Here is a 20,144-nt window from a genome sequence, read left to right on the forward strand (position 1 = left end):
ACTCGTAATGCCCGGAAGGACCCGACGCTGAACACCCCGCTCGCGGAGACCCTGTCCGTGGCCATGCTCGTGCTCGTGCTGGTCTGTGCCGTCGTCCGTCCCTTCGGCTGGCCGGAGGCCGTGGTCGCCGTACCGGCCGCGGCGCTGGTGATGGCCACCGGGGCGATCTCGGTGGGCGACGCGCTGGACGAGGCCGAACGGCTCGGACCGGTGATCGGCTTCCTCGCCGCCGTACTCGTCCTGGCTCAACTCTGCGACGACGAGGGGCTGTTCCAGTGGTGCGGCGCCTGGATGGCGCGTACGTCGGCGGGCCGGCCGCGCCGGCTGCTGGCGCAGGTCTTCGTCGCCGCGTCGGCGATCACCGCCGTACTGAGCCTGGACGCCACGGTCGTACTGCTCACCCCGGTCGTGTTCGCCACCGCGGCCCGACTCGGCGCCCGCCCGAAACCGCACGTCTACGCCTGCACCCACCTGTCGAACACGGCCTCCCTGCTGCTGCCGGTGTCCAATCTGACGAACCTGCTGGCGTTCGCGGCCAGCGGGCTGAGCTTCACCCGGTTCGCCGCGCTGATGACGCTGCCGTGGCTGGCGGCGATCGCCGTCGAGTACGTCGTCTTCCGCCGCTTCTTCGCCACCGACCTGGACGCCGGAGCGCAGGCCCCGGCCACCGGCGACGCCCCCGAACTGCCGCTGTTCGCCCTGCTGACGGTGGCCGGCACACTCGCCGGGTTCGTGCTGACCTCGGCCCTCGGCATCGACCCGGCCTGGGCGGCGCTGGCCGGCGCGACGGCGCTTGCGGTGCGGGCGCTGCTGCGCCGCCGTACGACGCCGAAGGCGCTGGTGAGTTCCGCGTCGGTGCCGTTCCTGGCCTTCGTGCTGGCGCTCGGGATCGTGGTCCGCGCGGTCGTGGACAACGGGCTCGACACGGCCCTCGGGAAGCTGATCCCCGACGGCACCGGGCTCGCGGCCCTGTTCGGGATCGCCGCGCTGGCCGCCGTACTGGCGAACGTCATCAACAATCTGCCGGCGGTGCTGGTGCTGCTGCCGCTGGCCTCCGGCTCCGGGCCCGGCGCCGTACTCGCCGTGCTGCTCGGCGTGAACATCGGACCCAACCTCACCTACGCCGGATCGCTGGCGACCCTGCTGTGGCGGCGTATCGTGCACGCCCATGACGCGGAGGTGGAACTGCGGGAGTTCACGCGGCTCGGCCTGTTCGCGGTACCGGCGAGCCTGTGCGCCGCGGTGCTGGCACTGTGGGCCTCACTGGCCGTGATCGGAGGAGGCTGATCCCATGGCGGTGGTCGTCTGGGTCGTCGAGGGCACCTGGCCCGCCTGTGTGGACGCCGCGCGTGCGCACGCCCCCGAGGACGCCGAGGTCGTCCTGCTGCACGTCACGGGGCACGATGTCGCGGACGCCGCGCACGGTGCGTTCGCGGGGCTGCTGGGCCGCGGCCACCCGATGGGGCACCGCCCGGCCGAAGGCTGGGGGAGTGATCCCGGCACGCGCGTCGAACACCTCGCCGCGGCCTCCGCCGAGAGCCTCCTGCAAGCGGCCGCCGAGCGTCTGGGCAGGCCCTGCACCCGCGTCGAGCGCACCGGCCGCGTCGAGCGTGAGGTCGTCGCCGCGACGGACGGCGCCGGTCTGCTGGTCCTGGCCCGTGACGGCGACCGTGCCCGCCTCGGCCCGCACAGCCTCGGCCCCGCGAGCCGGTTCGTCGTCGACCACGCGGCCTGCCCGCTGCTGCTGGTGTGGCCCGAGCCCGCCCCGGGCCTGACGACCATGCCGCCCCCGCCGCCGCACCACCGGTGAGGGAAGGGGCGGCAGGGGTAGGGGCGTTGCGGGTCAGCCCGCCTGCGACGGGGTCTGCTTCATCTCGTCGACCACGGCCCGCTTCATGATCGCGTTGGTGAACAGCACCGTGCCGGGCGTGATCAGGGCGTCGTCGCCGGTGCCCTTGCGGACCTGGACGGAGCGCTCACCGAGGAAGACATGGGTCTTCCGGTCGAAGATCCACTCCTCGCGCTCGCCGCTGGTCTCGTCGAGCCGGGCCACCGCGATGCCGTGCCGTCCGGCGGCGTCCACGGCGTCGTCGACCACGACCACACCGGGGATCTTCGAGGCGGCCTTGAACAGCGCCGGGTACAGGTCCGCCGGCGGGTAGCTCTCGATGAGCAGGTCACCGATGGTGGTGAACGCCTGCTGGTCGGGGGTGTTGCCCATCCCCTCGGTCTCCTTGTAGATCTTCGCGAGGAGCTCGTCGGGGTCGGTGGTGAGCTTGGCGAGGTAGTCGAAGGAGGGGGCGTTCAGCGTCGCCTCGGGGGTGTTGCCCTGCTCGTCGGGCAGGCTCAGGGTCTCGCCCTCGGAGCTGTCGTTGACGGCGGGGTCGATCAGCCAGCCCTCGGTGCCGTCGGCGGACTCCCACACCTGACGGGTGTGCAGGGCGTGACTGGCCAGGCTGGACTCGTCGCCGACGTGCTTCACGAAACTGTCGGCGGTCTTGGACTCGATGTAGATGAACTGCCCCGGCTTGACGTCCGGGTGGGAGGTGTCGGCCGCCGCCAGCGAGATCCGGTCGATCAGCTGGGGCACGCCCTTGGTGGTGGCCGTGCCGATCTTCGTCGTCAGCGCGGGGCCGGTGGCGACGCCGCTCTCCCTGACGCCGCCACTGCCGGTCTGCCACACCCCGGCGACGACCGCCGCGGCCACGGCGACCGCCGTCAGGGGCAGCGTGATCGCCGGGCGCGGGAGGCGCAGGCGGCGCTTCCGCGCGGGTGCCGGCGTCGCGGTGCGCTCGGGGCGCTGCATGTCGTGGATCTGGGCCATCAGACGCTCCTTGTGGAACTCGTGGCGGCCCGACGGCAGGTCACGCGCCGTTCCCGAGAGCAGTTCGGAGGTGCTCCGGTCGGTGTCGGCCGGGTGCGGCCGGGGCGTGTTCGCGTTCATCGGTGTCCCTCCTGTGCGGGCCGGATCACGCTCGTGTGATCACCTCTTGTCTGTCGGGCGGGCCTGCCGCCTTCCCGATTTCCACGAACTTTTTCGTACGGCGTCCCGGCCGCGGGGCGGGCCGCCGCGTCCTCGGCGTGTGCGCGCAGCTTCTTGCGGGCCCGGGACAGCCGGGAGGCCACCGTGCCGACGGGGATCCCCAGCGCCAGCGCGGCGGCCTCGTAGTCCAGTCCCTCGCCCAGACAGAGCGTGACGACCTCGCGTTCGGGTCTGCGCAGCTTGGCGAGGGCGGACAGGGCGAGCGTCAGCCGGTGCCGGTCGTCGACCCGGTCGGCGACCTCGTCGGCGTGGTCGGGCACCGAAAGCTCCGCCGCCGCGGCGGCGTTGGCGGCGGCCCGGTAACGCCGGTTGCTGCGGTACTGGTTGCGGGCCGTGTTGGTGGCGATGCCCAGCAGCCAGGGCCGCAGCGACCCGCCCTCGGCGTCCACCCGGTCCCGAAGCCGCCATGCCTCCAGGAAGGTCGCGGCCATCACGTCCTCGGCCACGGACCAGTCGGCGGTCAGCCGGAAGGCATGGTTGTACACCGCACGGGCGTAGCTGTCGAAGAGCTCCGCGAACGCGCTCGATTCCCCGGCCCGTACCCGGGTTCGCATATGAGTGCTCACTTCAATGAGCTGTCCGGCACCACGGGCCGACTTCCCGTGATCTGGGTCACAGCTGGTATCCATCCCGGGCGCTCGATCGGGGGCTCCGGAGCCAGGGCCTCAGGCCCGGCGCGCAGGGCCGTCAGGCCACATGACGTCCACGGGGAGACCGGCGTCGCGTGCCTCCAGGACGGTGTCCGCGGTCAGGTCCATGTGCCCGGTGACGGCGACGGGGGTCATGTCGCTCCTTCGGCGTCGGCGGGGCGCCGCCCGACGGCCAGCAGGTGAGAGCTTGCCGCCAGCAGCTCCGGATAAGGCTCAGCCATGCGGGCCGCGGTGAGCGCCGATTCGAAGAGCGCGGAGTTCCGGAAGTCGTCACCGGTGTTTCGTTCGGCCGCGGCGAGCATGGACCAGGCCGGGCCCTCGATGCCGAACACCGCGGCGGCGTCGAAGCCCGCCGCGGCCACCTCGTCGCGCAGTTGCTCGCCGCTGTGGAAGTAGGCAGCGGTGAACGCCTTCTTCCCGTCGTGAATCTGGGCGGCGAGGATGCCGCCGATGCTCCTGCGCATCGCCTCGGTGTGCAGGTGCGCGTAAGCGGCGTGCTCGAACAGGCTCGAGTACCGGTTGATGCCGGCTGCGGCCAGTACGCCGCCCGGCTTGAGCACGCGATGGGCCTCGGCAAGGGCCTGGTCGCGGTCGGCGCGCTCAAGAAGGTGATAGAGCGGGCCCAGCATGAGCACGACGTCGTAGGAGGCGTCTTCGGCGGTGAGCCGGCGGGCATCGCCGAGTTCGACGGTGGCGCCTGTCTGCTCGGCCTGCTCGATGTGTCGGGCGATCGGGTCGACGAGGTGCAAGGCGTAACCGGCCTCGACCAGCCATCGCGCGTGAGTCCCGGGTCCGCCGCCGATGTCGAGGACGCGGGCGGGCGGCGGAGGCAGGTACCGGCGGAGCAGTTCCTGCGTGCGCACCATCTCGAGCCGGCCGTCAGCCGTCTTGCTCAGCCGCTGGGCCTCGTCGATGGTCTCGGTGTAGAACCTCACGATCTCCGGAGCTACCTCGGGGCTCGTCATGGAGGGCATTCTGGGGGCTTACCGGTGGACCAGTCCAGTGATCGGAAGTGCGCACCGATGTCGTTGCTCAAGTACGAGCAGATTGCCGAGGACCTGCGGACCCGGATCGCGGGCGGTGAGTTCGGTCCCGGCGAACTGCTGCCGTCCGGCCGTGACCTGGCAGAACAGTGGAATGTGTCCAGGGCGACCGTGGTCAAGGCGTACGACGTGCTCCGCAATGACGGCCTTGTCGTCGCGCGCCAGGGCGCGGGCTTCATCGTGGCGGAGACACCGGTCGCGCGGCCTGCCGGTGGGCGCCGGGCAGGCTCCGCCCGGGTGTCGGGCGGCGCGCCTTTTCGGCGGCTGGGCGTACCCGACCGGGTCGTGCCGCCGGACCATGTGAGAGACGTCCTTGGGCTGAGCGCCGGCGCGACCGCATTGCGCCGGGCGCGGTTGGTCCTGCTGGACGACGGAACTCCGGGCACGCTGGTCACCGCCTGGTTCCCACCGGATATCGCGGATGCCGCTCCCCGGCTGGCCATGGCGGGCCCGATCGCCGAGGGAACGACCCACTACGTGCGGCGTGAAACGGGCCGCTCTCCTTTGGAAGGCGTTGACGTCAAGACGGTGCGACTGGCTGCCGCGGAGGAGGCGCGGCTGCTCGACGTGGACCAGCCGGTTGCCGTCTCTGTCGTGCTGCACACGGCGTATGACCAGGGTGGACGTCCGCTGGTGTGCGAGGAGGGCGTTACTGCGGCGCATGTGTTCGAGGAAACCGAGACGTACCCGATGGTGTAGTACCTCTCTCGATTCGCTTGACTGGACCGGTCCACCGGTCCAGTCTCTGGTTGTGCCGTGCTCGTCGGCCGCGTCTGCGGTCGCGCTGTGCCCGGCTGTGGAAAACGCGGGCCCCGGCGACCGCTGGCACGGTCCCGGGGCGTGGCCAACCTGAGAGAGCAGGTCGACATGACGAACGCTACTGTCCCGCGAGATTACGGGGTCAAGATGACGCTGCGGGTGTGCACCGTCAACCGTTTCGGCGCCGTGACCGAGGACCGGGGCACCGTGGAAATCCTGCACGACACCGAACCTCCACTGATGTCCCGGACCCTGCCCTGCGCAGGCTCCCGCTGCCGGACGGAACAGCCGGTGGTGACCCGGTGAGCACCGCCCATGAGGACACGGACACCCCGGCGCGCGGCCCTGCCGCGATGCGCGCCGCGGTGTCCTGGTTCCTCGACCAGCGGACGTTGCCGCGGCACGAGACGCTGAAGCTCTGGGACCAGGACCTCGCCGGCTTCCTTCGGCAGCTGATCCCGGCGATCGAGGCGCTCGCGGCGAGCCTGCCCCTGGGCGACGTGTCCGTGCGCGTCGCGTCGGTCGCCGTACGAGAGCGAGAGCGCGGCTGCACGAGCCGGAAGAGGCGGGCCTGCACGGCGAGACGGAGCGCGTGAAGCGGTCCGGCCGCATCCACGCCTCGTGCGCAAGCACAGGGCGTCCCCGCCGCTGACACCTCGCCGCCTGCCCGGCGCAAGGGCCCCGTGGCGACCACCGGGTCAGGGTCGCACCGATACACCCGTTCCGCCGGGGGACCACAGTCTCGGCGGTACGGGTTCCACAACTCCCGCCTCCAGTCATCGCCCTGGGCGGGCCGAGCCTGGGGCGGGTCTTCGTACGGCACGACAACCCAGAAGGGATGGTCCATGACCGTCGCACTCGAACTACCCGCGAGCACCGATACGCGGGATCCACAGGAACTTCTCAACGCCGTCGCGCCGCACATCTCGGAGCTGACGCTCAACGTCTTCGACTCCGGCATGAGTCTGTGGGACCGCGAGATCGCGTTGTTGCTGCGGGACCACACCATGGTGCGCGACATGGCCGAGCGGATCCTCGGCAACGCCGTCATGTACACCGTCGGCTGCATGGAACATCCCGAGGTTCACCTCGGCGTCGGCAAGCTCGTCGACATCGGCGTCCATCAGCTGATCCTCGACACACCCGTGTGGTGGGGCATCTGCCGTCTGTACAACGAGGGCGCCTACAAGCACCACGCGCCCTTCATCGCGCGTCGTCGCGACGGCTTGTGCCTGCGAACCGCGGACTACCTGAAGTCGATCGGCTTCGCCGTCGACGAGGAGCTGTGGGCCATCGACGGTGTCGACTGCTCGCCCTGCGGCAACAAGGTCCCTGACAGTCACTGAGCCACTACAGTCACCCCCGCCCTCGCATTCCCTGGAGGGCGGGGCCCGCGGCCGACACCACGCAGAGGAACACGCTGTGCCCGTACCGCACGACATCGCAGCCGAGACGGAACTCTGGGACGCCTTCGCCGAGTCCGCTTTTAAGGACGACGCCGAGCCGGTGTTCTGCTGGACCCAGTACGCCGGGCACGGACCCGGGCCGGAACTGCTCGGCAGCCCGCGCCGGGTTCTCGAGATCGGGTGCGGCACCGGGCGGGCACTTGCACACCTGGCCCAGCAAGGGGTCCGGGCCCATGGTGTCGATCTGTCCCCGGTCATGGTGAAGAAGACCAGCGAGAGGTGGGCCCGCACCGGCGCGACGTTCGACCGCGGCGAGGTCCTGGAGTGGCTCGCCGCGTGCGAGGAGACCTTTGACGCCGTGTACTCGATCTTCGGGGCGGCCTGGTTCACCGACCCGGGCCGCCTCTTCCCTCTCGTACGAGCCCGGCTTACCCCTGGGGGCCGTTTCGTGTTCTCCCAGCCGCCGGCGATTCCCGGAGCGTACGGGCCTCAGGGCATGTACAAGGGTGGCTTTGCCGGGAAGGCGATGTTCACGTACCGCTACAGCCACAAGCCCCGGGTGTGGGAGCGGCACCTGCTGAGCGCCGGCTTCGCCACGGCCGAAGCCGTAGTGCTGGACGCCCCGAAGGAAGGGCACATCGGCACGCTGATCGTGCGCGCCCGGGCCTAGCGCACCGAGGACGATTGCCAGGCACGGCCGCGGCAGCCATTCGCCGCCGCGGCCGGTGTGTCAGTGGACGAAGGGCCCGTGTGTCAGAGGCCGAACTCCTGGGTGGGGAGGCCGAGTACCGAGCATGCCTCGCGCAGGACCTGTTCCTCGGCCGGGGCGATGTAGCCGTCCGCGCCCGCCACGACGAAGCCGGTCTGTACGACCGCGCGGGCCTCCGTGGGCTTCTTCGCGGCCTTGGCGATCTCCTGGAGGGCCTCGGCCTTGCCCTGCTGGAAGTTGAAGGACATCTGGTCGACGTGCTTGTTGAACCGCTGGCGCAGCTGCTCGGACGGGAAGTTCTGCAGGACGTCGTTGTTCAGGATCAGCGACTCCACGTGCTGCCGCTCGGCCGGGTCCACGTTCCCGTCGGCGGCGGCGACCAGGGCGCACATCGCCATGCTGGCGTCACGGTAGGCGCCGCTCTTCAGCTCCGTCTTGAGCGAGGTGAGCTGGGACTTCAGCGTGCTGACCAGCTGGGCCTTGGATCCGCCGCCCGATCGTCCGTGTCCGCCGGAGCCCGTCCCGGGCCGCCCGTGTCCACCGGCTCCCCGTGCGCCCTGGGCCTGCTGCTGCAGCCCCTTGGCCTGGTCCTTGATCCGATCCCACATCGCCATCAGTGCCACCTCGGCTTCAGCCCGGTCGTTCCGGTAGTCCTCGTGCGCTTCGCGTGTCATCCCGCCAACGTCCGCCCCGCCCCAGGAGTTCCACCCCGTCCCGACGCCGTCCGGCCGCAGGAGGCGGCGGCTCTACGACCCCGGCGCGCGGAACGCGACCTGGCGGCGGGACGCCTCGTCGATCTCGTCGACGGTGAGCAGTGGCGTGGCCCGGGTGTGGAGGGCTCCGCTGGCCTTGACGGTGAGGCTGACGGCGGCCATGGACACCGGGTCGGGGAAGTCGATGATCATGACGAGGTCGTCCTGCCCGAACGCGAAGTACATGGCCTCGACCTTGCCGCCGAGGCCGCTGACGACCTGGTCCACGGCGGCGCGGCGGCCGCTCGCGCCCTCCTTGAGCAGCCCCTTGGTGCCCTCGGACGTGTAGGTCGCCTGGATGAGGAACTTCGGCATCGGGACGCTCCCTGCCCGTCGCTGGTCCGGTATGCGCAAGGGCCTTCCCGCTCCCGGACCGGCCGCCACCGCCCGCCCGTCAGGTTCACCCGTTGGCAGCCGCACCTCTTTCCAGGACCCCCGTCACCAGGTCACGGGCGTAGGCGGCGTCCAGCCCGTCGGGGCGGAACAGGACGCGGTACATCAGGGGCGCCACGACGCTGTCGATCACCGTCTCGACGTCGGGGGTGTCCTCCCCGCGGTCCTTCGCGCGGCCGACGATGACGTCGATCTGCTCGGCCGCGTAGGCGGAGCACCGGCCCGCGTTGCCGCCGTCCGGGTCGCCGAGCAGGGCGTCGCGGATGTGGGCGCGGCCCGTGGGGGAGGCCATCTCGTCCAGGAACTGCTCGGCCCAGGCCGCCAGGTCGGACGGCAGGTCGCCGTGCTCCCGCGGCGTCGTCTCCGGGCGCAGCCGCTCGACGGCGACGTCCGAGAGGAGTTCGTTCAGGTCGCCCCAGCGGCGGTAGATCGTCGACGGGGTCACTCCGGCGCGCTGGGCGACGAGCGGCACGGTCAGGGCGTCGCGCCCCACCTCGGACTCCAGTTCGCGTACGGCGGTGTGGACCGATGCCTGGACCCGGGCGCTGCGCCCGCCCGGGCGCACCATCTGTCTGCGAGCCATCGTCTCCACCTCGAACGACTTTTTTCCGGCCTAGATTCCGGCCCTTGTTCAGGCCACCGGCGCGAGCTCAGGGGCGGGCCTCGTCCGCTCGTACGCGTGCCCCACCCGCAGCAGCAGCGCCTCCCCGAGCGGGTGCCCGAGAAGCTGCATCCCTATCGGCATCCCGGCCCGGTCGTGGCCGACCGGCACGTTCTCGGCACCCACTTCCCGCCGCCCACGGCCGGCCGCGTGACCGTGGGCGGCGGCTGCCGACTGCTGCCCGTCGCGCCGTCCGTGCAGCCGACGGCAGCGGACGGACCCGGTCAGACCGCCGTCGCGTTGATCGTGACCGGGATGTTCCCGCGGGTCGCCTTGGAGTACGGGCAGATCTGGTGCGCCGCCGCGCCCAGCTCGCCGGCGGTCTCCCGGTCCACGCCGCCGAGTTCGAGGTTCAGTACGGCGGCCAGGCCGAACTCGCCGTCGTCGCCGTGGTGCAGGGTGACCTCGGCGGTGATGGCGGTGCTCGTCAGCCGCACCTTGCGCTCGGCGGCGGCGCGGCGCACGGCACCCAGGAAACAGGCCGCCCAGCCCGCCGCGAACAACTGCTCCGGGTTGGTGGCGTTGCCGGCGCCGCCGAACTCCTTCGGTATGGCCAGCGTCGTCTGAAGGATCCCGTCCTCCGAGCGGACGCGGCCCCCGTTGCGGCCCTCTCCGTCGACGTTCACCACGGCTGTGTAGCTGACGGCCATGACTGATCTCCATCTCGTAAGTTGATTGGTGCGTCACCGGTTCAAGCGGTGATGTTAGATCAAGCTAGCGCATGCCCAGCAGGATTTGCCATCGATCCTCAAAATTCGTCACCGTCTTGACTGGTGACGAAATCGCGTGTGAAAGTCAGTCGTCACATCAGCCGGTACACGCACCCCTTGGAGGACCCGCATGATCAGCAGGCGTAGCTTCGGCAAGGCACTCGGGTTCGCTACGGGCGCGGCCGCCGTGTCATCGGCCGGGCTGGGGAGTGCGCAGACCGCGTCCGCCGCATCCGGCGCGCCCCTCGGCACCCCCGCCGCGCACACCGGCTTCCCCCGGCTGAAGCAGGTCAGGGCCGGTCTGCTGGACGTCGGCCATGCCGAGTCGGGCCCCGCGCACGGTCCCGTCGTCATCTGTCTGCACGGGTGGCCGTACGACATCCACAGCTATGTGGATGTGGCCCCGCTGCTGGCCGCGCAGGGGTATCGAGTGATCGTCCCGTATCTGCGCGGGCACGGCACGACGCGGTTCCGCTCCGCCCGGACGTTCCGCAACGCCCAGCAGTCGGCCATCGCCCTCGACGTCATCGCCCTGATGGACGCCCTGAAGATCGAGAAGGCGGTACTGGCCGGCTTCGACTGGGGCTCGCGCACCGCCGACATCGTGGCCGCGCTGTGGCCCGAACGCTGCAAGGCGCTGGTGTCGGTGAGCGGGTACCTCGTCACCAACCGGGAGGCGAACCTGAATCCGCTGGCGGCGAAGGCCGAGTACGCCTGGTGGTACCAGTACTACTTCGCCACCGAGCGCGGCCGGCTCGCCATGCAGGACAAGGACCTGCGCCGCGACCTCACCCGGCTCGTCTGGGACACCGTCTCCCCGACCTGGGACTTCGACGACGCCACCTTCGAGCGCACCGCCGCGGCCTTCGACAACCCCGACTATGCGGCGATCGTCATCCACAACTACCGCTGGCGGCTGAGCCTCGCCGACGGCGAGCGCCGCTACGACGCACTGGAGAAGCGGCTCGCCGCCCGGCCGGTCATCGGGGTGCCCACCGTCACCCTCGACGCCGAGCGCGACCCCTTCACCGCGCCGGGCGACGGCGCCTCGTACCGGGACCGGTTCACCGGCGCGTACGAGCACCGCACCCTCGCGGGCGTCGGCCACAACGTGCCCCAGGAGGCACCCGCCGCCTTCGCTCAGGCCGTCATCGACGCGGATCACCTGCTGGGCAAGTGATTCAGGAACTGGAAGGGAGTCCGGTCATGGAGAACACGAACGGCATGGACAACGCCTCGGCGGCGCGCCGGGCACGGTTCGGCGCGCTGCCCGAGCGGATCCGCTACGAGGACATGGTCGAGGAGAAGGAGGCCACGCCGGACGACCCGGCGCGGTACACGCACGACCCGGAGGGGTCCTGGAGGTTCTACTCCTGCCTCGCCGTCGATCTGGGCCTGTGAGCGGCAGTGGTTGCCCGGGAGGGCGGTCACCGGTCAGAATGGTGATGTGAATCTCGACCATGTCTTCGTCTGCGGCAACCCGGCCCTCGACTTCGCGGCGACGCTCAGGGCACGCCGTACGGTGCGTTTCGAGATGTTCGTGACGCCGGACAGGCTGAACGCATGGTACGTGGAGTCGGGCCTCGTCGACGCGGTCTCCCCGGGCCGGGAGGCCGACGTCGAGCAGGCGAGGGCCGTACGGGAGGCCGTCTACGGGCTGATCACCGCCCGCCGGGTCGGTGAGGAGTACGACGGTGCCGCGCTGACCGTCGTCAACAACGCGGCCCGCAAGCCGCCCGCGGTGCCGCAGCTCACCCCGTCGGGGCGGTGGACGCAGGCGACGCCGGAGGAGGCCCTGTCGCTGGTGGCCCGGCACGCCGTCGAGCTGCTGAGCGGCCCGGACGTGCCCCTGCTCAAGGAGTGCGGCAACCCGGAGTGCACCCGCACCTACATCGACCGCTCGCGCGGCATGCGCCGGCAGTGGTGCGGGATGGAGTCCTGCGGTAACAAGATCAAGGCGGCTGCCTACCGCGCCCGAAAGAAGACTGCGCCGGTCGACTGATCCCCCCTCGGCCCGCGGCAGCGCCGAGCCCGCTCAGCCCTGCGGCGCCGCACTCGCCCTCAACTGCGCGATGGCGTTGTCCAGCGCCGCCCTGAGGTGGGTCGAGTCGCCGGTGGACATCATGATCGTCACGCCGCCCTGGATGCCCGCGAGCAGCGCCGCGGCCGTGCGGTCCACATCGAGTGCCGGTGACACCAGGCCGTTCGCCCGGAGTGCGCGGATGCCGTCCGCGAGCTGCCGCTGCCACTGCCGCATCAGCTCCGTGACGATCGCCCGCGCACCCGGGCGGGAGCGCCCGACCTGGAGGAACAGCGAGCCCAACGGGCAGTGGTCGCCCTGGAGTTCGTAACGCTCCACGACCACGTCCCGCCAGCGCTGCCAGGACTCCCACGAGTCCAGCTCCCCGAGGTGCGGCTGCTGGTCCGCAAGGACGCGGTCCGCCTCGAACCGGGCCACCGCCAGCAGCAGTTGGTCCTTGCCGTCGGGGAAGTAGTGGAAGAGCTGGCTCTTGCTGGTGCCCGTGCGGTCGCGGATGTCGTCGAGCGTGGTGAAGGCGACGCCGTGCTCGCGCAGCACCTCGGCCGCCCCCTCGACGATGCGGGCCCGGGTGGCCCGGCCTTTCGCGGTCAGTGTGTCCGTCATTCCGCTCAGCCTCCTGGCTCCCTCTTTCTGGACTTGCCGGTCCATTTTCCACGACGCACTGTTGGTCCGCACGTACACCGCCAGGCAAGGAGAGCTCGCCATGAGTGAACGACTGCGGAACAAGACGGCCCTGGTCACGGGGTCGACCAGCAACATCGGGCAGGCGATCGCCGAGGCGTTCGCCGCCGAGGGGGCCCATGTCCTCGTGTCCGGCCGCAACGAGCGGCGGGGAGCGCAGGTCGTCGAGGGGATCCGGACCTCCGGCGGCCGGGCCGACTTCGTCGCGGCGGACCTCGACGGCAGCGCGGAGGCGTCCCGGGACCTGGCCGAGCGGGCCCGCGCCGTGCTCGGCGGACGCATCGACGTCCTGGTCAACAACGCGGGCGTCTACCCGGCCCCGGACACCGCGGGCACCGACGAGGAGACGTTCGACCGGGTCTACGGCGTGAACGTCAAGGCGCCCTTCTTCCTCACGGCCGCCGTCGTCCCGGCCATGACGGAGGCGGGCGGCGGGGTGATCATCAATCTCGGCTCGTGGATCGCGCGCCTGGGCGTGCCCCTGGGTTCCCTGTACAGCTCCACCAAGGGGGCCGTGGAGACGCTGACCCGGGCCTGGGCCGCGGAGTTCGGCCCGCTGGGCGTGCGGGTGAACGCCATCTCGCCCGGCGTGATCCTGCCCCCGGCGCCGGAGGGCGGCGAGCCCCACCCCGGCGAGGTCATGATGAAGGGCACCCCGGCCGGCGGCGTCGGCACCCCGGCCGCCGTCGCGCACGCCGCGGTCTGGCTGGCCGGCGACGAGTCGGCCTTCGTGCACGGGACCGTGGTGGACGTGGACGGCGGCAGGACCGGGGTCGCCGTCATCGCCGCTTAGCGCGCGGACCCGAAGTACGACACCGGTGAGGAGTTCTGGGGCGACAACCCGCCCTTCCGCACCCCGGTGTTCGTCCTCACCCACCGCCCCCGCCCCACCCTCGTGAAGGAGGGCGGCACCGCCTTCACCTTCGTCACCGACGGCATCCACGACGCCCTCGACCGGGCGAGGGCCGCGGCCGGGGACCGCAACGTCGACATCGCGGGCGGCGCGGGCACCGTACGGCAGTACCTCGCGGCGGGCCTCATCGACGAACTCCAGATGCACGTCGTACCCGCACTCCTCGGCGAGGGCCTACGGCTGTTCGAGGGGCTCGGCCCCGGCCGCCGCGACCTGGAGCCGGTCAGGGTGGAGGCGACTCCCCTCGCCACGCACCTCAAGTACCGCTTCGTGCGCGGCTGAAGTCCTCAGGTCATCGCCGACGGGACCGCCACCCGCAGCGGGCGGGTGGCGGTGCCCGTCGGCAGGGCGTCCAGGTGGGGGCGCGTGCCGTCGTGGCGGTCCAGGTCGGCCCACCAGTCGGCGCCGTCCTCCAGGTAGCGCAGGAGGATGCCCTCGCGCAGGGCCCACGGGCAGATCATCAGGGACTTCACGGCGCTCAGCTTCATCGCGGCGTGGCCGATGATCGCGCCGGCCAGGCTCTGCCGGGACCGCGGGCCGGAGATGCCGGGCAGCGCGGCCCGCTCGTCGGCGGTCAGCCCGGACAACTGCTCGATCGCCCGGCGCAGATCCTGCCGGCGCACGGCGCGTTCGACGAACGGACCGTGCCGGCCGGGAGCTGCGCCGCACAGCCGCGCCAGTTGCTGGAAGGTGCGGGAGGTAGCGACGGCGGTGTGCGGATGCTCCCAGCGGATCCGGGCGGAGACGTCCCGCAGCTGGTGGCGCACCTTGCGGCGCACGGCGGCCATGTCGGCCTGCGAGGGCGGGTCCGCGGAGCCGAAGAACTCGTTGGTGAGCCGGTTGGCGCCCAGTGGCAGCGAGGCCGCGAAGTCCGGCGTCCGGCCCCGGCCGAAGGCCACTTCGAGGGAGCCGCCGCCGATGTCGAACAGCGCGAGCGGGCCGGAGCGCCAGCCCATCCAGCGCCGGGCGCCCAGGAACGTCAGCCGGGCCTCCGCCTCGCCCGGCAGTACGCGCAGGGGCAGGCCGGTGCGGCTGTGCACGGCTGTCAGGACGTCCGCCCGGTCGGGTGCGTCGCGCACCACGGCGGTCGCGAACGCCAGCGGTTCGGGGGCGTCCCACTGCCGGGACATCTCACAGGCCGCGCGGAGCGCCTTGACCAGACGGTCCGTGGCCTCTTCGCCGAGGCAGCCGTCGGCGCCGACCTGTTCGGACAGCCGCAGCTTCCACTTGGCGGTGTGCACCGGAAGCGGCACCCCGTCCCCGACGTCGCACACGGCCAGTCTGACCGTGTTGGAACCGGCGTCCAGCACACTTATTCTCATGGCTCCGGCGTACCCCGGACGGCCTATCTGATGCACCGTCAACGGGATGTCGCGCCCCGAGCGGTGTCCCTCGATGCCCTCAGTCCTCACCCCGGACGATGTTCCACTCGGCACTCGAACGGGCCGAGCGCGAGGAACCGCGGTCCTCGACGGGTGCGAGGCAGGTGCGTATCGCCTTGCCCTGCCGGCGACGGGCCGCCTTCGTCCAGCCCGTCTCGGGCACGTGCAGGACATCTCTCTTCACGGTCGGCGCGGTCACGGCGCTTCAACTTCTCTCTCAGTGCGAAGGGGCCGGTTCGGCCCCGATGACGCGGGGGCGGGTTCCCCTCGGCGCGGGTCGCAAAACATCCGGTCACCGCCCTCCGCTGTCCGACTGCTGTCAACCCGTGCAGCACCGTTGACACCCGGCAGCCCCGACCCGAGACTCATGGTCCGTCGTCTACGAAAGAAACTTCACCTAGCGAACAAGGACGCTGATGTCCCGCTCCCTCACACCTCCCGCGCCCCGTCCCCCGCACACCTTCCGCACCGTGTTCCCGGTCCTGGCCCTGTGCTGGCTGGCCGTGTTCTTCGACGGCATGGACGTCAACATCTACGGCGCCGTCATGCCGCACATGCTCGACGACACCGGCCTCGGACTGACCCCGGACAGCGCGGGCACCATCGGCAGCTGGACCACGTTCGGCATGCTCATCGGCGCCCTCACCGCCGGAAACCTCACCGACTGGCTCGGCCGCCGGCTGATGCTGGTCGCCAGCGTGAGCCTGTTCTCCGCCGGGTCCGCGCTGTGCGCGATGGCCGGCGACATCGGCCTCTTCGGCGCCGGACGCTTCGTCTCCGGACTCGGCCTCGGCGGGCTCATGCCGCTGTGCCTGGCCATGGTCCTGGAGTTCGCGCCGCCGCGCCGGGCGGCCCTGACCACCGGCCTGCTCATGACGTCGTACCACTTCGGCGGCATGGCGGCGACCGGCCTCGGCCTGACCCTCGCCCCGGCCGCCGGCTGGCGCTGGGTGTTCTGGGCCGGCGTGCTCCCGGCCCTCGTCGCCGTACCGCTGCTGCTGCGGCTGCTGCCGGAGTCGCCGGGTGTGCTGCTGGCGCGCGGCGAGCGGGACAAGGCCGACGCCGTCGCCGACCGCTTCGGGCTGCCCCGGCCCACCGAGGTCGCCGCCCCGGCCGCCGGCGCGGCGGGCAGGCTCGCCGCCGTACGGGAACTCTTCCGGCCCGAGTCGCGCTGGGCGACCCCGCTGCTGTGGCTGGCGTCCTTCTGCGGACTGCTGCTGGTCTACGGCATCAGCACCTGGCTGCCGCAGATGATGCGGGCCTCCGGCTACGGCCTGAACTCCTCCGTCAGCTTCCTGATGGTCATCAACGCGGGCGGCATCGTCGGCCTGCTGATCGCGGGCCGGGTCGCCGACCGGTTCGGCGCCGTACGCGTGTCGGCGATCTGGTTCCTCCTGACCGCCGCCGGCGCCCTGCTGCTCAAGGCCCACCTGCCGCTCGGCGTGACCTACCTCGTCGTCGCCGTCACCGGTGTCTGGCTGTTCAGCGCGCAGGTCATGGTCTACGCCGCCACCAACACCGTCTACCGCGACAGCGAGCGGTCCGCGGGCCTCGGCTGGGTCACCGGCGTCGGCCGTACCGGAGCCGTCGTCGGCCCCTGGCTGATCGGCGAGCTCGCCGCGAGCGGCAACGAGAGCTGGGGCTTCACCACCTTCGCCCTGGCCGGACTCGGCGGCGCGCTCGCGATCTGCCTGGTCCCGGCGGCCCGCAGGTTCGGCCGTGGCGGCACGACGGCTCCCGCACCCGTGACGGCCAACGCCGGGTCGTGACACGGGTGGTGGTCGGAGGGAGCGCCCGGTCCGGGGCACTCTCCCTCCGGCCGCCGCCCCCCGACACACTTCCCCTGGCCGCCGCACCTCCCGCGACACTTCCCTCCGGCTGCCGCCCCTTGCGCGACTCCCCACCGGCCGCCGCTCCTGCCGCGACACTTCCCTCCGGCTGCCGCCTCTTGCGCGACTCCCCACCGGCCGCCGCTCCTGCCGCGACACTTCTCTCCGGCTGCCGCCTCTTGCGCGACTCCCCACCGGCCGCCGCTCCTGCCGCGACACTTCTCTCCGGCTGCCGCCCCTTGCGCGACTCCCCACCGGCCGCCGCTCCTGCCGGGGTCACTCTCCCCGGCCGCTGCCCTTTCCCGGGTCACTCCCCCTTCGCCGCCCCGTCCCGCACGTCCTGCGCGGCAGCGTCCTTCGCCCCGCCCTCGGTCGCCGCCTCCCAGACCCCCGTGGCCACCTGCTCCGCGAACTCCGTCGGCGGCGGGTCGTTCGGCAGCTGGGCCGGGACGGTCGTGCCCTTCCGGGGGCCCGCCCGGTCGGCGAACAGGCTGACGGTCAGAGCGAGCCGGGGGTCGTAGCCGGTGGTCCACACGGTCCGCCGGGTGGAGCCGCCGCCCGCCCCGCCGGTGGTGAAGACCGCCGGCCCCACCGGAACGGAGCCGGCGCCCGGCTTCGCGCCGACGGCGACCGGCGTGGCCCCGTCCCCCGTCCGCAGGCCGGCCAGGAACACCTCCTTCTCGTCCAGCACCCGCGACACCTCGGGCCGGGCCCGGTAGACGGTGCGGCCCTCCCGCGTGATGCGCGAGACGGTGTACGGGGCGGCGTACCGGCCGTCCGCCGCGACCGTCGCGTACGCCGAGGCCAGGTTCAGCGGCGTGGGCGCCGCCGTCCGCAGCAGCCGGCCCAGCGGGTCGCCCACCTTCACCCTGCCGAACGGCTCCAGGGCGGTGCCGCCCTCCACCGCCCCGCTCACCGCGTCGTTGAAGGGCTGGCGGGCATAGTCCGAGCCTCCGTACAGCAGCCGTACCGCGCCGTCGCCGGGCACCATCCCCACCACGGCGGTGTGCACCCGCACCCCCCGCTCGCCGCCGGGACGGTCCTGCGCCAGCTGTGTGGCGCGGTCCTGGAGGGCCAGGTCGAAGGTGGTCGTCACGTTGTAGCCGCCGCTCGCGAGCTGGTCCTCGGTGATGCCGAGCCGGTCGGCGGCCTCCTTCGCGGCGACGTCGATCAGATACTGCCGCTGCCCCTCCGTCTCGCCCGGCGGATAGAACCGGAACGCCGGGAACCGGGCCTCGGCCCGCTGCTTCGCGGTGATCGCGCCGCTCGCCACCATCGCGTCGAGCACCCACTCCCAGCGGTCCGCCAGCTTGGTGGTGACCTTCGTGTCGGAGCCCGCCTTCTCGTAGTACGACGGGATGTTGACGATGGACGCCAGCGCCGCGCCCTGCGCGATGGTCAGGTCCTCGGCGTCCACGCCGAAGTAGTTGCGCGCGGCGGACTGGATCCCGGCCGCGCCCCGCCCGAAGTACACGGTGTTGAGATAGCCCTCAAGGATCTCGTCCTTGCCGCGGGTGCGGTCCAGCTTGATCGCGATGAGCGCCTCGCGGGCCTTGCGGGTCAGCGAACGCTCCGGGCTGAGCAGGGCGTTCTTCACGTACTGCTGGGTGATGGTGGAGCCGCCCTGCTGGTCGCCGCCGGTCAGCGTGGCCAGCGCGGCCCGGGCGATGGCCCGCGGTGAGATCCCCCGGTCGGTCCGGAAGGACCGGTTCTCCGCGGCGATCACCGCCTCCTGCACATGCCGGGGCACCGCGGACAGCGGGACGTCCTGCCGGTCGACCGGCCCGCGCCGGCCCAGATAGTCGCCGCCGGAGTCGAGGAACACGGTGCTCTGGGTGACGGTCTCGGGGTGCGGCTTCGGAATGGTCGTCAGCTGGTACGCCACGACGGCCGACGCGCACAGCAGCGCGACCAGGGCGAGGAAGGCGTACAGCAGCCGGCGCAGCCGCCTGCCCCGGGTGCGCCGGAACCTGATCCGCAGCGGGGTGCGCTCACGGTGCCGCCCGCCGGACGGGGACTGCGGTGTCGTCGTCTCGTTCATATCCGCCACCACTCACGGGCCGAGCGGGCGGCGACCTTGCCGGAGGCGTCGTACACCGTGACGATCCGCTCGTCGCTGCCGCCCCTGCCGAGGGAGAGGACCGCTTTCATGTCGTCGTCGGACACGGGCGCGCTCGCGTACCACAGGCCCCAGCCCGGACTGCCCGCCAGGACAAGGACCTTCGCGGTGCTCCTGCGGTCGCCGGTTCTGACCTCGACGCGGTCCGGTTCGCCGTCCAGCCCGTAGAAGACGCCCGACAGCAGGAATCCGCCTCTGACGCCGTCCATCCGCAGCGAGACGCCGGGTTCGTCGCGCGGTACGCCGGTGTCGTCCTGTCCGCCGGGGCCGACGGTGGGGACGGGCACCGCCCAGTGCGCGCCGTCGGCCGTCAGCCACACCCGCACGCCGTCACCGGCGGTCACCCGCTCGCCCGGCGCCACGACCCGCACCGGACTCGCCGCCCCGCCCTCGTCCCGCACCCCGTACGCCCCGTCCTGCTCCATGCCGGCGCCGATCCGGTCGGCGGCGAACAGCGCGCCGGGCACGAGGACCGCAGTGCACGCGACCGCGGCCACGGCCAGGCGGCGGCGCCCCAGCACCCTGCCTCGCGCCTGGGCTTCCGTCAGCGGCACCTCGCCCGGGACGACGTCCTCGGCGGCACGGGCGTACACCTCGCGCAGCCGTCCCGCGTCGGCGCCGGCCGCCCGCAGCCCGTACCGGACCTGGGCCCGCACCGCGCCCACCGAGCAGCCCAGCAGCTGCGCGATCTCCGCGTCCGTCAGCCCCTCCCAGAACCGCAGCACCAGCACGGTCCGCCGCCGCGCGGCCCGCCGTCCGCGCAGCCGGCGCAGATGGCCCCGCACCAGAGCGCGCCGGACGTGGAAGTCCACGTCGTCGCGGGGCACCCGGCGCCAGGACGCGCTCATCCGCGCCAGCGTTCTCCGCACCAGTTCCCGAGCCGCGGCGGAGTCGTCGGTGAGCAGCCGCGCGGTCACCACCAGCCGGGGCCAGTGGGCGCGGGCGTAGGCGGCGAAGTCATGGCCGGCGGGGAGTACGTCGTGGGTCGGGGGCACGTGGGGGGTCCTTCGGTCCGGGAACACGGTCGTGGCCGCACGCACGGGCGTGCGGCCT

24 protein-coding genes and 2 pseudogenes are annotated in these 20,144 nt (G+C 72.1%); 13 read left to right on the forward strand and 13 right to left on the reverse strand.

What is annotated here, in order from left to right:
- The first annotated feature begins 27 nt into the window (after positions 1-27).
- Together PGH47_RS22290 and PGH47_RS22295 are read left to right on the forward strand one after the other, a co-directional pair.
- Complete coding sequence (locus tag PGH47_RS22290) at positions 28-1,287, forward strand: SLC13 family permease (protein WP_271668122.1); 1,260 nt, start codon at positions 28-30, stop codon at positions 1,285-1,287.
- Positions 1,288-1,291: 4 nt separating this feature from the next.
- A complete protein-coding gene (locus PGH47_RS22295; protein WP_271664903.1) occupies positions 1,292-1,810 on the forward strand; it encodes a universal stress protein in 519 nt (172 codons plus the stop codon).
- Positions 1,811-1,843: 33 nt separating this feature from the next.
- Here PGH47_RS22295 and PGH47_RS22300 read toward each other — a convergent pair whose 3' ends face one another.
- The 3 genes from PGH47_RS22300 to PGH47_RS22310 form a co-directional block, all read right to left on the reverse strand.
- A complete protein-coding gene (locus tag PGH47_RS22300; protein ID WP_271664904.1) occupies positions 1,844-2,944 on the reverse strand; it encodes a CU044_5270 family protein in 1,101 nt (366 codons plus the stop codon).
- The gene (locus PGH47_RS22305; RefSeq protein WP_125529020.1) at positions 2,941-3,597 is read right to left on the reverse strand and encodes an RNA polymerase sigma factor; all 657 of its coding nucleotides are present in this window, start codon (positions 3,595-3,597) and stop codon (positions 2,941-2,943) included. The genes PGH47_RS22300 and PGH47_RS22305 overlap by 4 nt, the downstream gene beginning before the upstream one ends.
- 227 nt (positions 3,598-3,824) lie before the next feature.
- Positions 3,825-4,658, reverse strand: a complete 834-nt coding sequence (locus tag PGH47_RS22310) for a class I SAM-dependent methyltransferase (RefSeq protein ID WP_271664905.1) — start codon at positions 4,656-4,658, stop codon at positions 3,825-3,827.
- A gap of 57 nt (positions 4,659-4,715) precedes the next feature.
- Between PGH47_RS22310 and PGH47_RS22315 the strand changes: the two genes are divergently transcribed.
- The 5 genes from PGH47_RS22315 to PGH47_RS22335 all read left to right on the forward strand — a co-directional run bounded on the left by PGH47_RS22315 (position 4,716) and on the right by PGH47_RS22335 (position 7,571).
- A complete protein-coding gene (locus tag PGH47_RS22315) occupies positions 4,716-5,435 on the forward strand; it encodes a GntR family transcriptional regulator (protein WP_271664906.1) in 720 nt (239 codons plus the stop codon).
- A 168-nt stretch (positions 5,436-5,603) separates the two neighbouring features.
- Positions 5,604-5,801: a hypothetical protein gene (locus PGH47_RS22320; RefSeq protein ID WP_271664907.1), complete on the forward strand. Its 198-nt coding sequence runs from the start codon at positions 5,604-5,606 to the stop codon at positions 5,799-5,801.
- Complete coding sequence (locus PGH47_RS22325) at positions 5,798-6,091, forward strand: DUF6415 family natural product biosynthesis protein (protein ID WP_271664908.1); 294 nt, start codon at positions 5,798-5,800, stop codon at positions 6,089-6,091. The genes PGH47_RS22320 and PGH47_RS22325 overlap by 4 nt, the downstream gene beginning before the upstream one ends.
- Before the next feature lie 249 nt (positions 6,092-6,340).
- Entirely contained in the window at positions 6,341-6,841 is a 501-nt protein-coding gene (locus PGH47_RS22330) for a hypothetical protein (protein ID WP_271664909.1), read from the forward strand.
- A 76-nt stretch (positions 6,842-6,917) separates the two neighbouring features.
- Positions 6,918-7,571, forward strand: coding sequence for a class I SAM-dependent methyltransferase (locus tag PGH47_RS22335; RefSeq protein WP_271664910.1), 654 nt, complete (start codon positions 6,918-6,920; stop codon positions 7,569-7,571).
- An 83-nt stretch (positions 7,572-7,654) separates the two neighbouring features.
- Here the strand turns inward: PGH47_RS22335 and PGH47_RS22340 are convergent, their stop codons facing one another.
- From PGH47_RS22340 to PGH47_RS22360, 5 genes and pseudogenes are all read right to left on the reverse strand, one after another.
- Positions 7,655-8,224 carry a tellurite resistance TerB family protein gene (locus PGH47_RS22340; protein ID WP_107905318.1) on the reverse strand — a complete coding sequence of 190 codons (570 nt, stop codon included), beginning with the start codon at positions 8,222-8,224 and terminating at the stop codon, positions 7,655-7,657.
- Between the two features lie 132 nt (positions 8,225-8,356).
- Positions 8,357-8,677 (reverse strand): GYD domain-containing protein, encoded by a 321-nt coding sequence (locus tag PGH47_RS22345; protein WP_093866284.1) that lies wholly within the window; start codon positions 8,675-8,677, stop codon positions 8,357-8,359.
- An 85-nt stretch (positions 8,678-8,762) separates the two neighbouring features.
- Positions 8,763-9,323, reverse strand: a complete 561-nt coding sequence (locus tag PGH47_RS22350; protein ID WP_443048616.1) for a TetR/AcrR family transcriptional regulator — start codon at positions 9,321-9,323, stop codon at positions 8,763-8,765.
- Positions 9,324-9,386: 63 nt separating this feature from the next.
- Positions 9,387-9,542 (reverse strand): annotated as a pseudogene (locus tag PGH47_RS22355) (Asp-tRNA(Asn)/Glu-tRNA(Gln) amidotransferase GatCAB subunit A); the annotation flags it as partial.
- Positions 9,543-9,640: 98 nt separating this feature from the next.
- Positions 9,641-10,066: an organic hydroperoxide resistance protein gene (locus PGH47_RS22360; protein ID WP_271664912.1), complete on the reverse strand. Its 426-nt coding sequence runs from the start codon at positions 10,064-10,066 to the stop codon at positions 9,641-9,643.
- Between the two features lie 190 nt (positions 10,067-10,256).
- Between PGH47_RS22360 and PGH47_RS22365 the strand changes: the two genes are divergently transcribed.
- Genes PGH47_RS22365 through PGH47_RS22375 form a run of 3 tightly spaced genes read left to right on the forward strand, consistent with a single transcriptional unit; the run spans position 10,257 to position 12,128 of the window.
- Positions 10,257-11,306 carry an alpha/beta fold hydrolase gene (locus PGH47_RS22365; RefSeq protein ID WP_271664913.1) on the forward strand — a complete coding sequence of 350 codons (1,050 nt, stop codon included), beginning with the start codon at positions 10,257-10,259 and terminating at the stop codon, positions 11,304-11,306.
- Between the two features lie 26 nt (positions 11,307-11,332).
- Complete coding sequence (locus PGH47_RS22370; RefSeq protein ID WP_271664914.1) at positions 11,333-11,527, forward strand: hypothetical protein; 195 nt, start codon at positions 11,333-11,335, stop codon at positions 11,525-11,527.
- Between the two features lie 46 nt (positions 11,528-11,573).
- A complete protein-coding gene (locus PGH47_RS22375) occupies positions 11,574-12,128 on the forward strand; it encodes a CGNR zinc finger domain-containing protein (protein ID WP_271664915.1) in 555 nt (184 codons plus the stop codon).
- A gap of 33 nt (positions 12,129-12,161) precedes the next feature.
- On the opposite strand, the gene PGH47_RS22380 is transcribed toward PGH47_RS22375, so the two are convergent.
- The gene (locus PGH47_RS22380; protein WP_271664916.1) at positions 12,162-12,770 is read right to left on the reverse strand and encodes a TetR/AcrR family transcriptional regulator; all 609 of its coding nucleotides are present in this window, start codon (positions 12,768-12,770) and stop codon (positions 12,162-12,164) included.
- Between the two features lie 100 nt (positions 12,771-12,870).
- Here PGH47_RS22380 and PGH47_RS22385 point away from each other — a divergent pair, with 100 nt between their 5' ends.
- Positions 12,871-13,641: an SDR family NAD(P)-dependent oxidoreductase gene (locus PGH47_RS22385; RefSeq protein WP_271664917.1), complete on the forward strand. Its 771-nt coding sequence runs from the start codon at positions 12,871-12,873 to the stop codon at positions 13,639-13,641.
- A 15-nt stretch (positions 13,642-13,656) separates the two neighbouring features.
- Positions 13,657-14,043: pseudogene (locus tag PGH47_RS22390) on the forward strand (dihydrofolate reductase family protein); the annotation flags it as partial.
- A gap of 5 nt (positions 14,044-14,048) precedes the next feature.
- On the opposite strand, the gene PGH47_RS22395 reads toward PGH47_RS22390, so the two are convergent.
- Together PGH47_RS22395 and PGH47_RS22400 are read right to left on the reverse strand one after the other, a co-directional pair.
- Positions 14,049-15,083, reverse strand: a complete 1,035-nt coding sequence (locus tag PGH47_RS22395) for a Ppx/GppA phosphatase family protein (protein WP_271664918.1) — start codon at positions 15,081-15,083, stop codon at positions 14,049-14,051.
- A 79-nt stretch (positions 15,084-15,162) separates the two neighbouring features.
- On the reverse strand, positions 15,163-15,342 hold the full coding sequence (locus tag PGH47_RS22400) for a hypothetical protein (protein WP_271664919.1): 180 nt from the start codon (positions 15,340-15,342) through the stop codon (positions 15,163-15,165).
- 217 nt (positions 15,343-15,559) lie between these two features.
- On the opposite strand from PGH47_RS22400, the gene PGH47_RS22405 reads away from it, so the two are divergent.
- Positions 15,560-16,912, forward strand: coding sequence for an MFS transporter (locus PGH47_RS22405; RefSeq protein WP_271664920.1), 1,353 nt, complete (start codon positions 15,560-15,562; stop codon positions 16,910-16,912).
- A 367-nt stretch (positions 16,913-17,279) separates the two neighbouring features.
- Here the strand turns inward: PGH47_RS22405 and PGH47_RS22410 are convergent, their stop codons facing one another.
- Both PGH47_RS22410 and PGH47_RS22415 read right to left on the reverse strand, forming a co-directional pair.
- Positions 17,280-19,013, reverse strand: coding sequence for a transglycosylase domain-containing protein (locus PGH47_RS22410; protein WP_271664921.1), 1,734 nt, complete (start codon positions 19,011-19,013; stop codon positions 17,280-17,282).
- Complete coding sequence (locus tag PGH47_RS22415; RefSeq protein WP_271664922.1) at positions 19,010-20,086, reverse strand: sigma factor-like helix-turn-helix DNA-binding protein; 1,077 nt, start codon at positions 20,084-20,086, stop codon at positions 19,010-19,012. The genes PGH47_RS22410 and PGH47_RS22415 overlap by 4 nt, the downstream gene beginning before the upstream one ends.
- Positions 20,087-20,144: the final 58 nt, after the last annotated feature.

The organism is Streptomyces sp. HUAS 31 (assembly GCF_028198125.1).
In the GTDB taxonomy this organism is placed as follows: Bacteria; Actinomycetota; Actinomycetes; order Streptomycetales; family Streptomycetaceae; genus Streptomyces; species Streptomyces chartreusis.

Coding starts and splice junctions, on each gene's coding strand:
- PGH47_RS22350 (WP_443048616.1), bottom strand. CDS start 9,323: ATGGTGCGCCCGGGCGGGCGCAGCGCCCGGGTCCAGGCATCGGTCCAC.
- PGH47_RS22300 (WP_271664904.1), bottom strand. CDS start 2,944: ATGAACGCGAACACGCCCCGGCCGCACCCGGCCGACACCGACCGGAGC.
- PGH47_RS22320 (WP_271664907.1), top strand. CDS start 5,604: ATGACGAACGCTACTGTCCCGCGAGATTACGGGGTCAAGATGACGCTG.
- PGH47_RS22295 (WP_271664903.1), top strand. CDS start 1,292: ATGGCGGTGGTCGTCTGGGTCGTCGAGGGCACCTGGCCCGCCTGTGTG.
- PGH47_RS22395 (WP_271664918.1), bottom strand. CDS start 15,083: ATGAGAATAAGTGTGCTGGACGCCGGTTCCAACACGGTCAGACTGGCC.
- PGH47_RS22305 (WP_125529020.1), bottom strand. CDS start 3,597: ATGCGAACCCGGGTACGGGCCGGGGAATCGAGCGCGTTCGCGGAGCTC.
- PGH47_RS22370 (WP_271664914.1), top strand. CDS start 11,333: ATGGAGAACACGAACGGCATGGACAACGCCTCGGCGGCGCGCCGGGCA.
- PGH47_RS22340 (WP_107905318.1), bottom strand. CDS start 8,224: ATGGCGATGTGGGATCGGATCAAGGACCAGGCCAAGGGGCTGCAGCAG.
- PGH47_RS22410 (WP_271664921.1), bottom strand. CDS start 19,013: ATGAACGAGACGACGACACCGCAGTCCCCGTCCGGCGGGCGGCACCGT.
- PGH47_RS22385 (WP_271664917.1), top strand. CDS start 12,871: ATGAGTGAACGACTGCGGAACAAGACGGCCCTGGTCACGGGGTCGACC.
- PGH47_RS22330 (WP_271664909.1), top strand. CDS start 6,341: ATGACCGTCGCACTCGAACTACCCGCGAGCACCGATACGCGGGATCCA.
- PGH47_RS22345 (WP_093866284.1), bottom strand. CDS start 8,677: ATGCCGAAGTTCCTCATCCAGGCGACCTACACGTCCGAGGGCACCAAG.
- PGH47_RS22310 (WP_271664905.1), bottom strand. CDS start 4,658: ATGACGAGCCCCGAGGTAGCTCCGGAGATCGTGAGGTTCTACACCGAG.
- PGH47_RS22405 (WP_271664920.1), top strand. CDS start 15,560: ATGTCCCGCTCCCTCACACCTCCCGCGCCCCGTCCCCCGCACACCTTC.
- PGH47_RS22365 (WP_271664913.1), top strand. CDS start 10,257: ATGATCAGCAGGCGTAGCTTCGGCAAGGCACTCGGGTTCGCTACGGGC.
- PGH47_RS22360 (WP_271664912.1), bottom strand. CDS start 10,066: ATGGCCGTCAGCTACACAGCCGTGGTGAACGTCGACGGAGAGGGCCGC.
- PGH47_RS22380 (WP_271664916.1), bottom strand. CDS start 12,770: ATGACGGACACACTGACCGCGAAAGGCCGGGCCACCCGGGCCCGCATC.
- PGH47_RS22315 (WP_271664906.1), top strand. CDS start 4,716: ATGTCGTTGCTCAAGTACGAGCAGATTGCCGAGGACCTGCGGACCCGG.